Consider the following 10878-nt stretch of genomic DNA (forward strand, 5'->3'; position numbering starts at 1 on the left):
CATTGCACTAATGTGCAGTCGTCGCCTGAAATCCGGTGTCCGGCCGATGCGGAGAGCGACTCGCCCCACATTACTGACCTGTGCACATTAATCGATGACCAGCGTATGGGTAAGCGCGCACAGCTCGAGCAGGCGATGCCAGTCCAGGTTCGAGCGCGCCAGGCGCGAAACCTCCAGCGCAAACACCGCGCCCACTTGCCCCATCGAGACATCCGCTACTAGCGTCTTGAAGTCCTCGCGGCCCGTCATCTGCGCGCCTGACTGACCGAGGTCCCGGTCCAGGATCTGGATCGACGTTTGCGGCCAGCCCAGCGCCAGCGCCTTGTCCTTCAACGCATACTGGCGCTCGGTGCTCTCCTGATGGTGCCGCACCTGGGCCAGCGTCGACTGGCGGATATAGATGTACGCCGGCTTGCTGTGATGTTGCGGGGTGATCTTGGTGTTCATCGACGGCCTCCTCGGTCGGCTCCAGCGCGGACCCGGCGGTGAGCCAAGCCTCGAGCATGTTGGCGATGAGTACGCCGGCCAATTGCGGGTCGATGGAGTGGGTGAGCGACAGCGGCGCCTGGCTCACCGACGCCCCTTAGAGCGCCTCGCGGCGGCGTAATAGTTCGCGATTGATCTCGCAAATCTCTTCGATGATCTCGCGGACCCGGTGATAGTTCGCCAAGCGTTCGGTGACGTCGGCGTGATCGGCTTGTGGCACGTAGTCCATTTGCGGTCGCCGGCCGGGAAAACTCACCGACAGATAGTACTTGGGGCCATGACCGGGGCCGTCGGCGCACTTGCAGCCAGGTTTGCCGCAGCGCTTGTAGCGCTCGATGAGCGAGCCACGCAAGAGCGTCTCCAACGCCGGCATGTGCCGCAGCAACTGTGCGCGACGCTTGCGTAAGGTAGACGACGGAATATCTTCCATGAGCGGACCACGTTAAAAACTGGTCTGATAGTAGGTCAATGAGATGCATTGATCAAGCTCCTTTGGTTGATGACTTCTTGGAGGATGAAGCGGCAAGCTGGTCGATCAACGCGATCAGCTCCAGCAGCATGCCCAGATCGAAGCGAGACACAGGGACCTCGCAATCGTCTTCGACTGCAGGCGCGCCCCAGTCGGTCCATTCGCGGGCGATGCTGAAGCTGCCGCGTTCTAGATGACCCAGCAGCAGTGTGTCGACGCCCGCCACCCGGCGCGTCTTCAGGACCGGAAAACGTTGGCCCCGGAGCGGATGAAACGGATGGCGGATCTCAGCCCATCCCAAATGCTCGTTGAGCGCTTGTGCAGTTCGCGCTGATCGTCCCCACGATCTCCGATCGCATCGCTCAGACGGTGGTCAAGCGATATCTGGAGCCGCTCGTGGAACCGGTGTTTCACGGTGACTCATACGGGTATCGTCCCGGACGATCGGCGCATCAGGCGCTCAACGTCACCCGGCAGCGATGCTGGGAGTACGAATGGGTGCTTGACCTCGACATCAAGAATTTCTTCGGTAGTATCGATTGGGAACTCATGATGCGCGCGGTGCGCTGTCACACGGACTGCGGGTGGGTGCTGCTGTATATCGAGCGCTGGCTCAAGGCACCCGTGCAAATGCCTGACGGGGCCGTGGAGTATCCGGACAAGGGCACGCCGCAAGGCGGTGTCGTCAGTCCGGTGCTGGCTAACCTGTTCCTCCACTATGCGTTCGACCGGTGGATGCAGAAATATCACCCGGACGTGCCATTCGCGCGTTATGCCGATGATGTCATCTGTCATTGCAAGAGCGAAGCGCAGGCGCGGCTGCTCAAGCAGGGGCTAGAGACGCGGCTGGCCGAATGCAAGCTGGATTTGCATCCAGAGAAGACCAAGATCGTGTATTGCAAGCAGGCCAACAGGCATGCAAGCTATCCGCTATGTCAGTTCGACTTCCTGGGCTATACGTTCAGACCGCGAAGTGTCAGAAGTCGGGTGGGTAAGCTGTCGGTTGGCTTCGTGCCTGCAGTCAGTAACAAGGCTGCAAAAGCGATGCGACAAGAGTTGCGTCGCCGCAGTGTGTTGCACCGCTATGACTTGAGTTTGACTGAGTTGGCGGACCGAACGCGTCCGACGTTGCTTGGTTGGATTCACTACTACGGTCGATTCTATCGGTCTGCGCTGGGGCGGGTACTGCTTGTGCTCGATGCCGCACTGGTCCGCTGGGCGCAACGGAAGTACAAACATCTCCGCGGTCGTAAGCTGCGTGCAGCGGCATGGCTACGAGACGTCAAGTCTCGGCAGCCGGGCCTCTTTGCGCACTGGGCCGTGGAGACCACGGTTGGACGATAGGAGCCGGATGAATCGAGAGGTTCACGTCCGGTTCTGTGAGGGCGTGAGGGTGCGATTCCCTTGCGCTACTCGACTATCCAGGGCGTGTCGGCACCGGGGCCAACGGCACCTGTTGAGGGAAGCCGTTAGAAAGGCCCGGGAAGCCGACGCGCAACGAGGTATCGTCTTTGGAACTACGCGAGTCCGTGTACTTGGCAGTGTTATCTGAACGATAATCTAGCCCGAGCTGGGCCACGATGGGCTCATACTGTGAACCGTATCGGGTGGGCGAAAAGTTGGCGAAGGCATCGAAGATCGCGGTGTACTGTCGGCCGAAGGTGAAGCGGCCAATCTGTTCGCTCTGCAAGCCAACGTATGCTTGCCGGCCAAACAGCCGGCCTCCTCCCGTCAGCTTGCCGTCATCCACACCAAAGCCGCTCTCCAGTACGTACACGGCTTTGAGGCCTTGCCCGAGGTCTTCCAGCCCGCGCAAGCTCCAGCGCGAGCCGGATAGCCCGCCAGAGTTGAGGGCGAGCCTGTTTCCTGCTTGGCTGGGGAATCCCGGCTGGAGCGGTGTAGTAGGGGACATATTGGTCACATACTCGATATTGGCATCCGCGACGCCATACAGCGTCACGCTCGATTGAGCCTGCGCTGTTGCCGTGCCGGCACAGAAGGCTGCGAGTGAGAAAAGCGCTCTCTTCATGTTCATCGTCTCCTCATGGTTGTTCTTGTGTAGTGGAAAAATCGCAGCAGGCCGTTCAGCGCGTGGCCGGGTTGCCAGCCGTGCGCCTCAATGCCTGGACAATGGCCCGATAGGTCCGTTGCCGGAGCGGCTCTTGTGCGCTGGCTTCGCCCAAATCGGTGGAGAGCTGTACAATCACTGCCTCGCCCTTGGGGGCAATCCACTTGCGTTGCCCATAATGGCCAGCGCAGTTGTAGGAGTCGTAGGCGTCGTGGTTGATCCACCATTGGTTGTGGTATGACCCTCCCGGCCGGCTCGGACCAGACGGGCTCGCCGCGAAAGCGGACTTGTCGCCGCCCTTGCGAATGTCAGCCACGATTTCGCTGGGCACGATGCGCTTGCCGTTGAAGACACCATCCAGACGCATCATTTCGCCGAAGCGTGCGAGGTCGCGCAGGTTCGCACTCATGCCGGCCGCGGTCCACTCCGCCTTCTTCACATCGAGCACCATGTCGGCGTCCTGCTCCGCGCCGAGCGGCGACCAGAAGCGCTCACTGAACAGTTGCGACATGCTCTTGCCTGTGGCGCGCTGCATGACCCAGCCTAATGCCTGAGTACTGCCGTTGTCGTAGCGGAACGGTCCAGTACCATGCTCCCCCGCCGGTTGCGCGCTCATCAGCAAGGCATAGGCACCGTCCGGGCCCTTGTAGTCCTTCGGCCGGGGCATGACACCGAGCGCCTGGTGAAAAATGCGCTGCACCGATCCACTCTGGTGGATATCGTCTCCAAAGCGATAATTGGCACGCATATCCAGCAGTTGCTGCAGCGTGGCGCCGCCCAATGCAGACGCAGCCAGCTCCGGCACGTAACGCTTGGCCGGTGCGCTCAGATCGAGCGTGCCTTCGTATGCCAGCGTCGCGGCCAGCGTGCCGACCAGGCTCTTAGTGCAGGAGAACATGCCGTGCAGTGTGGTGGGCCGCATGTCGCCGAGAAAGCGTTCGAATACGACGCGCCCCTGGTACAGGACGAGAATCGCATCCAATCCGGTGCGCCGGTAGAACTCGCGCATCGAAATCGGGTTGCCGTTGTCGTCGCGCGTTTGGATGCTCTCCACGTCCAGCGGCCTTCCCTGCGGGAGCGGCAAAATGGCGTTCGTGCCGCGCGACACGCGCGCAGTCGGGAAGTTGCTCGCGCTATGCATGATGCTCCAGCGCACGAAACGCGGGGCGCCTTGATTTTGCAGCGTAATGAGGTTTTCCGGTGCTGGTGGGAAGCCCACCATGATGCCCTGCTCGCTTGGCACATCAAGGTTGTTCTCGGCGGCGTTGCCGATCCTCTCGGCGGCGAGGCAGTTCGCGCCGGCCGCCAGCAGGGCGGCAGTGGCGCACAGGCGTAGCATGTATGTCATGGGAGATCCGTTTGAATAGATGTGGGGCCAGGTGAAAAGACGAGCGCATGTATGCGCGGCGTGCACAAACACGCCGCGTCAGCGATCCGCTTGCGGCTAAAAGGGGAAGTGCTAGGCGCCGGTGTGTACCCGAAAGCCAAGCCCCGGCGACACCACTGTGGTTTCGCCGTCGTGTAGCTCGACGGTTTCGATGCTGCCGTTTGCCATTGATTCGGCAGCAAACTCGGCAATATTGCGTAAGCGCGAGGCCGGGATTCCACAGGCGCTGAGCCGCACCTCCAGCTCCGTGGCATTGGCATCGGCCAGAACCGCCGACAGCGCATCCTTCAGCGCCGCCGGGTCCAGCGAGCGCACGAAGGCAGGCAAATCACCGCCGTCCAGCGGCGGATTGAACAAGGCGGGATCCCTTGCAAGATGATCAAGGCCCAGCGCCTCCAGCAATGCCAGCAGTTGCCGTGGCGTGTTCGCGCCGATGGCGAGCCAGCCATCCCGCGTGCGGAAGAAGTCGGCGGAGGGGCTGCCCGAGTAGCCCTGGTTCCCCTGCCGGGGAGGCGTGGTGCCGCGTGTGAGCGCGGCGCAGGTCAAGGGATACATCAATTGCATGCCGGCGCTGGCCATGGAGATATCGAGCAGCATGCCGCGCCCGGTATGCTCGCTCTCGCGTACGCCGGCGAGGATGGCAAATGCGGCTAGCAACCCCGTGGCGGAATCGATCACCGGGAAGCCGGTCTTGATCGGCGGATCGCCCTCGTTGCCGGCCATAAATGCCATGCCGGTGGCGGCCTGCACCACATGATCGTAGGCGGGGCGGTTCTCCCATTCCGTCGCCCCGCGCCCGAAGCCGGAGATGCTGCAGTAGACGACGCGCGGGTTGAGTTCGCGCACCGCCTCGAAGCCCAGGCCGAAGCGCTCGAGCACGCCGGGCCGCAGGTTATCGACAAAGACATTGCAAGAGGCGGCCAGCTTCCGCGCCTGCTGCCGTCCGTCCTCACTGCAAAGGTCGAGGGCAAGCGAAGACTTGCCCGCGTTCAGCGCGACAAAGCCCTCGCGGCCCCCGCCGGCGCGACGCATGACGTCGCCGCCGTTGGCGTTTTCAACCTTGGTCACATCGGCCCCGAGCTGGGACAGCAAGAACGTGGCGAAAGGGCCGGCGATGACGTGCGAGAAATCGAGGATGCCGATGCCGGCGAGCGGAGTAAATGCCTTGGTGGGCGGAGTAGCGGACGTAATTGGCATGGCGGCCTCATTCGATCGTGATGCGGTTTTTGTCGATTACCTGCCGCATCCTGGCGGTTTCCTCGGCGATCAGGCGGGAGAAACCCTCCGGTGTCGGGCTCGGGTCGATGAACGTCCCCGTCTCGGCATAGAAGCGGCGCAGCCCCGGATCCGCGAGCGCCTTGAGCATGGCGGCATGCAAACGCGCCACCAAAGGCTTAGGCAGGTTCGCCGGAGCCCAGATGCCGCTCCATGAGTCCAGCGTCAGATCGGTACGGCCGAGCACCTCATTTAAAGTGGGTACCTGGGGCAGCGTGGGTATCCGCTGCGCCGAGGTCACTGCAAGCGCCCGCACCTTGCCATTGGCGATCTGCGGCATCGCTGTGGTAGCCACGGGAAAGCCGAACTGCGTGTCGCCCTTGATCAGCGACGGCACGATTTCCACCGAGCCCTTGTAGGGGATATGAACCGCCTTGATGCCGGTCGCCGACGCGAACGCCGCGCCGGAGATATGCGCCGCCGAGCCGATGCCGCCCGATGCATAGTTGAGCAAGCCGGGGGAGCGCCGCGCGGCGGCCACCAGGTCGGCCACCTTGAGATACGAGGAGTTGCTGCCCACGACGAGCATGGCCGGGCTGACGCCAATGCGGGTCACATGGGTGAATGCCGCAGGATCGAACTTGACCCCTGGCTGCAAGAGCTTTTGCGCGATGTGGGTGGAGGCGCCCAGCAGCAAGGTATAGCCATCCGCTGGTTGCTGCGCCACGGATTCGGCGGCAAGAATCCCCGCTGCACCGACTTTGTTCTCGACTACGATAGGTTGGCCCAGCTCCCTGCCCAGCACCTCGGCGAGCTTGCGCGCCTGGATATCGGGGCCGCCACCGGCGGCGTAGGGAACCACCAGCCGGATTGGGCGACTGGGATAGCTGTCTGCGGAAAGTGCGGAGGCCGGCATACCGGATGCCGCAACGACGGGCAGCATCAGCAGGGTCCGCAGTATCAAGCGACGCGCGCAGCGGGAGGATGCAGGCATATCAGGTCTCCTTTATGGTTTCGCCCGATTGTCGCGCCGCTCAAGTATTCGAGACAATTATCCAGTTATTATGAATCCATCAAGATTAGTTATGGCAAAGGCTTCCCTCGCGCACGTGGCTGCTTCGCCCACCGCCCTTCCTAATCGGGTTGACCGCCTGCGTATCCGCCATCTGCGGCTGTTGGACCTAGTGGCGCGCACGGGTTCGCTGACCGCCGCCGCCGAGCTGATGCACATCAGCCAGCCGGCGGTAACTAAGATGCTCCAGGAACTGGAACAGGCCTTCGGCTGCACGCTGATCGAACGCACCACCCGCGGCGGCCGCCTGAGCCCGGCTGGTGAACGCGCCCTCGAGCGCCTGCGCATTGCGCTAGGCGCGCTGGATGCCGCCAGTGAAGCGCTGGCGGAGCGGCCGGAAATCCCGCTGGTCAGAATGGGGGTACTGCCGCTGGTAGGGGTCAACGTGTTGCCGAGGCTGGTCGCCTCGCTAAGCCGGCAAGGCAACCTGCCGCGCCTGCAGGTGCGGGAACACACTGTGAGCGGACTGCTCGGCATGCTCGCCAAGGGAGAGCTCGACTGCGTGGTCGGGCGGCTGGAAGCCGGTCATCCCGAGCAGTCGCAGGAGCGGCTGAGCATTACGCCGCTCTGGGACGAGCACCTGGCAATTGCATGCGCCCCACACCATCCGCTGGCCGGACGCCGCGAGGTGAGCCTGTCGGCGTTGCGCGAAAGTCCATGGATACTGCCACCGCGCGGCACCCACACTCGGGAGATATTCGAACAGCCGTTTCTCGACAACGGCCAGTTGCCACCGGTACCGCATATCGAATCGATTTCATTCCATAGCAGCTTGTCGATAGTGGCCACGAGTGGCTTCCTGGCCGTTGCGCCGGACAGCGCCGTGTTGCACTACAGCGCGATGTCGATGGTGCATAAGGTACGCCTGCGCACGCCATTTGGCTCCGGCCGGATGGTTTTCATCACCCATCAGGATACGGAGGCGTCCCCGGCCGTTACGTTGATTGCCAAGGCACTGCAGGAAGAGGGAAATTCCTAGCGCTGTAATTTTTTAGCAGTCGGCAAGCCGCGCCACGCCGCATGCGCGATGCGTCGATCACCGCGACGTCGATCTATCTGCACGACGACGAGATGCAGCGCGCTCGCCAGCTAGAGCAGGCCTTCGCGCGGCGATAGGTGCTATGCCACCGATCCACGAGACCGCCTATCCGGCGCCGCCGGGCGAGCCTAACGCCATCGAGCTGAAGGCGGCGTTCACGCCGACCGCGGCAGAAATCCGCTTTGCGCAAAACCAGGCGCGCCAGACCTAGGCCTCGGTCCTGATTCTCGTTCAGCTCAAGCTGCTGCAGCGTCTCGGCTACTTCCCGATGCTGGCGGAAGTGCCGGCCGCCGTGATCGACCATGTTGCTTCCGCGCTGTGCATCCGTCCCTTGTCGCGGCGCATCGTCTCGCGCTACGACGTCTCGGGCACCCGGTCACGGCACCTGAAACTGCTGCGCGCCCACCTTGGCATCAGGCAGGTGGATTCCGGTATGCCGGCCGCGGAAGCCGCGCACATCAGATCGAGTTGCCGGACATCGTTACCGTACTGGTTGAGGAGCTGATCCGGGGACGGTATGAACTGCCGCCGACGGATTGCGGCCCAGGCCCGCCACCGATGCAATGAGGCCATCAATGGGGCCGTCGCCGATGGCACTAGATGCGCTTCGCTCATGTCCAGGATCGAGGCGCTATTCGCGATGGCAATGCGGGAAAATCCGGCTGGAATCAGTTGAAACGCGAACCCAAACGCCCAGCCACCCGCGAGATCGCGTTTCGTCAAGCACATCCCGGGTCTGCGGAAATAGCCAGCGATGCTATCGGTGCCTAAGCGGGCCCAGTTGATCACGGAGGCGCGCGCTGGATATCGCCAAGATCTGCTCGCTCAAGGCCGCCAAACGATACACGCTGGCAGTGCTCTTCATTCAGGCCCTAGTATAAGGCGCCAACCGGCCTCGGCCGGGGCTCACATAGCTTAGCGTGCAATATTTTCCGATTTCTGAAGCGCCCCCCGAAACAGCATTTCCTTCGACGACCTTATGCGTGCTGGGTGTTTTGAGGATGCTACCAAACCGCAGGAGGTGCGCTACCGGAGTGCGGATGGTCGTGTTTGGGACGGTAAAGGCGAACTGCCAGATTGGCTGCAGTTGTCCTCACTGAGCCAACCAATGAAGTCGATCCCTACCAATCCGCAAAAATGATTTCTTGAACACAGCACGCAAAGAGCGGAAGCGTGTCCGAGATGTTGGCGCTCAAGAAGACGATCGCGCGCCAGAGCGACCGCTACACCGGCGCGGACGCGCGCCAGGACTATGCCTGGCGGGACGAGCGCGAGGCAGAGCAGGGAAGCGGTTGGTGGATCTGGGGAATGAGGTGAGGGCGCGTCGATGGTGAATGCGTAGCCGGTCGCACCGCGGGCGCTCCGACGCGTACTTCGCCGAGTCTTTCGGGACTGGCTTATTGCTTTCCATCCGAAGCGTCGGTGACGGCTCGCATTCAGAGACGGAAGCTTGGCTCAACCGACAGCCCGCTCATGTGGAAGCTAAGTTCGCTTTTCTGGTCCCTCAGCCTCAAAGGTCTCTTGGCACGTGGGCTGGAAAAGGATTTCTTTCGCGGCAAGGCGCGCGCCCCCGCGCCTCGGGTTGGAAATCATTCAGCGATGGGGTCAAGTCGTGCTGGCAAAGGCTGCATGCGGCCTTGTGGATTGGCAGGAATCAAACTTGGCTGTGGAGCGCGAGAGCTCGCAACTGCTCGAAGCTGACGATGCGGCCCGCGATAGCACTCGCTGCCACAGTTGACGGACTGGCGAGCCAAACCTGGCCAGGGCCGGAACGTCCGGGAAAGTTGCGGTTGATGGCACTGATCGTTACCTGATCCGGGCGCTCCGAGACGCCCGGCCCGGCGTTTACGCAAGCGCCGCACCCCGGTTCGATGAGCTCGACGCCGGCCCGCTTGAACACCTCAAGTATGCCTTCGCGCGAGCAGTAGTCTCTGACGTCCTGGCTGCCAAACTGCAGGAAGTAGTGGGTCGTCTCGGCTACCTTGAGGCTATGCTCGAGAGCCCACTTCATCACTTCGTAGCAGCGCTGCAGATCCTCGCGCTTGCCGCCGGTGCAAGAACCGACGTAAGCAATGTCCACTTGCACCGGATCGCCGAGTTCGGATACGCTCACGCCTCGCCCAGGATCACCGGGGCGGGCTAGCATGGGTTCGAGTTGCGAGCAGTCGACGTCGATGGTGTGCGCCACATCGGCGTTCTCGTCGCTGCGCATCCACGGCTCGATCTCGAACTCGATGCCCCGACGCTCTCGTAAGAAGCGCACCGTCTGCTCGTCGGGAACGATGATGCCGCTGAAGCCACCGATCTCCGCCACCATGTTCGTGAGCGTTGCTCGCTCGTCCGTCGGCAATGAGGCAAGTGCTTCGCCGCCGTATTCGAATACCTGCCCGATCGCCTGGCCGTCCCTTACGTACGGCAGGCGCAGAAGGTGCAACACGATGTCCTTCGCTTCCACCCCTGATGGCAGCCGTCCTTTGAGATTTACCCGACACGTCGCGGGTACCTTCACACGAACGTCGCCAGTGAGCCAAGCGTTGGCCATTTCGGTGGCGCCGATCCCGAACGCGAGTGCGCCCAACGCGCCGCAGTGAGGAGTGTGCGAGTCGGTACCGACGACCAGTTGGCCAGGCTTGACGTAGCGCTCCGCCATGATCGAGTGGCTGATCCCTTCGGACCCGTCCCTGTCGGTCAACAATCCGTGATGGCGTAGCCCGTGCTCCTCGCAGAAGCGCTGCTGGACGCGGCCCATTGACTGCGCCACATCGAGCAGTCCGAGGGCGCGGCGTTCGGGCGGCATGCTGCGGTGGATGAACGTCAGGTGGTCCGAAAAACACACAATGCTGTCGGGATCGTGGAGTTCAATCCGGTCACCGCACTCCCGGCGTAACGAACTGATGCACATCGGGGAGACGTATTCGTGTGCATAACGCCAATCTGCTTTGGCAAAGACGCTTTCGGCAGGTGTTACGCATGTGCGGCGGCTCGCTCTCGCGACGATCTTTTCGGCATAGGTCATCGGCCTCAGTTGCGCAGGCGGTGCCGAAACCTGCCAACCGGAGCGCCGTGCCCGGGTCAGCCTAAAGAGTCCTCCTTGGCGAATCAACTCGGCGGTGAGTTCGTTCTCTCCGCGCGTGAATTCTTC

General features: G+C 62.4%; 10 protein-coding genes and 3 pseudogenes. 5 read left to right on the plus strand and 8 right to left on the minus strand.

The genetic code is table 11. The features are described 5' to 3' along the window. Positions 1–87 precede the first annotated feature (87 nt). The 3 genes from ACYP5B_RS23855 to ACYP5B_RS23865 form a co-directional block, all read right to left on the minus strand. Positions 88–447, minus strand: a complete 360-nt coding sequence (locus tag ACYP5B_RS23855) for a recombinase family protein (RefSeq protein ID WP_459571325.1) — start codon at positions 445–447, stop codon at positions 88–90. 136 nt (positions 448–583) lie between these two features. Further along, entirely contained in the window at positions 584–916 is a 333-nt protein-coding gene (locus ACYP5B_RS23860; protein ID WP_318234240.1) for a DUF6788 family protein, read from the minus strand. A gap of 52 nt (positions 917–968) precedes the next feature. Further along, complete coding sequence (locus ACYP5B_RS23865) at positions 969–1256, minus strand: DUF5372 family protein (RefSeq protein WP_318234241.1); 288 nt, start codon at positions 1254–1256, stop codon at positions 969–971. Between the two features lie 17 nt (positions 1257–1273). Between ACYP5B_RS23865 and ltrA the strand changes: the two genes are divergently transcribed. Then, positions 1274–2299: a group II intron reverse transcriptase/maturase gene (ltrA, locus tag ACYP5B_RS23870; protein ID WP_459571326.1), complete on the plus strand. Its 1026-nt coding sequence runs from the start codon at positions 1274–1276 to the stop codon at positions 2297–2299. A 184-nt stretch (positions 2300–2483) separates the two neighbouring features. Here ltrA and ACYP5B_RS23875 read toward each other — a convergent pair. The 4 genes and pseudogenes from ACYP5B_RS23875 to ACYP5B_RS23890 form a co-directional block, all read right to left on the minus strand. After that, a pseudogene (locus ACYP5B_RS23875) lies at positions 2484–2984 on the minus strand (porin); the annotation flags it as partial. Positions 2985–3039: 55 nt separating this feature from the next. Next, on the minus strand, positions 3040–4443 hold the full coding sequence (locus ACYP5B_RS23880; protein ID WP_459571327.1) for a serine hydrolase domain-containing protein: 1404 nt from the start codon (positions 4441–4443) through the stop codon (positions 3040–3042). A 39-nt stretch (positions 4444–4482) separates the two neighbouring features. After that, on the minus strand, positions 4483–5607 hold the full coding sequence (locus ACYP5B_RS23885) for a CoA transferase (protein ID WP_459571328.1): 1125 nt from the start codon (positions 5605–5607) through the stop codon (positions 4483–4485). Positions 5608–5614: 7 nt separating this feature from the next. Further along, positions 5615–6619 carry a Bug family tripartite tricarboxylate transporter substrate binding protein gene (locus ACYP5B_RS23890; protein WP_459571329.1) on the minus strand — a complete coding sequence of 335 codons (1005 nt, stop codon included), beginning with the start codon at positions 6617–6619 and terminating at the stop codon, positions 5615–5617. A gap of 91 nt (positions 6620–6710) precedes the next feature. On the opposite strand from ACYP5B_RS23890, the gene ACYP5B_RS23895 reads away from it, so the two are divergent. The 4 genes and pseudogenes from ACYP5B_RS23895 to ACYP5B_RS23910 all read left to right on the plus strand — a co-directional run bounded on the left by ACYP5B_RS23895 (position 6711) and on the right by ACYP5B_RS23910 (position 9053). Beyond that, the gene (locus ACYP5B_RS23895) at positions 6711–7676 is read left to right on the plus strand and encodes a LysR family transcriptional regulator (RefSeq protein ID WP_459571330.1); all 966 of its coding nucleotides are present in this window, start codon (positions 6711–6713) and stop codon (positions 7674–7676) included. 41 nt (positions 7677–7717) lie between these two features. Further along, positions 7718–7813: pseudogene (locus ACYP5B_RS23900) on the plus strand (integrase); the annotation flags it as partial. Positions 7814–7818: 5 nt separating this feature from the next. Continuing rightward, a pseudogene (locus ACYP5B_RS23905) lies at positions 7819–8608 on the plus strand (DUF4158 domain-containing protein); the annotation flags it as partial. A 301-nt stretch (positions 8609–8909) separates the two neighbouring features. Beyond that, positions 8910–9053: a hypothetical protein gene (locus tag ACYP5B_RS23910; RefSeq protein WP_459571331.1), complete on the plus strand. Its 144-nt coding sequence runs from the start codon at positions 8910–8912 to the stop codon at positions 9051–9053. A 337-nt stretch (positions 9054–9390) separates the two neighbouring features. Here the strand turns inward: ACYP5B_RS23910 and ACYP5B_RS23915 are convergent. Then, a partial coding sequence (locus ACYP5B_RS23915) for a 3-isopropylmalate dehydratase large subunit (protein WP_459571332.1) occupies positions 9391–10878 on the minus strand: 1488 nt, incomplete at its 5' end.

The sequence above is a fragment of the Cupriavidus sp. 8B genome (genome assembly GCF_054589115.1).

Bases quoted from the DNA above. Each gene is read 5' to 3' on its own strand.
- ACYP5B_RS23895 (WP_459571330.1), top strand. From the start codon at position 6,711: ATGGCAAAGGCTTCCCTCGCGCACGTGGCTGCTTCGCCCACCGCCCTT.
- ACYP5B_RS23890 (WP_459571329.1), bottom strand. From the start codon at position 6,619: ATGCCTGCATCCTCCCGCTGCGCGCGTCGCTTGATACTGCGGACCCTG.
- ACYP5B_RS23860 (WP_318234240.1), bottom strand. From the start codon at position 916: ATGGAAGATATTCCGTCGTCTACCTTACGCAAGCGTCGCGCACAGTTG.
- ACYP5B_RS23885 (WP_459571328.1), bottom strand. From the start codon at position 5,607: ATGCCAATTACGTCCGCTACTCCGCCCACCAAGGCATTTACTCCGCTC.
- ACYP5B_RS23855 (WP_459571325.1), bottom strand. From the start codon at position 447: ATGAACACCAAGATCACCCCGCAACATCACAGCAAGCCGGCGTACATC.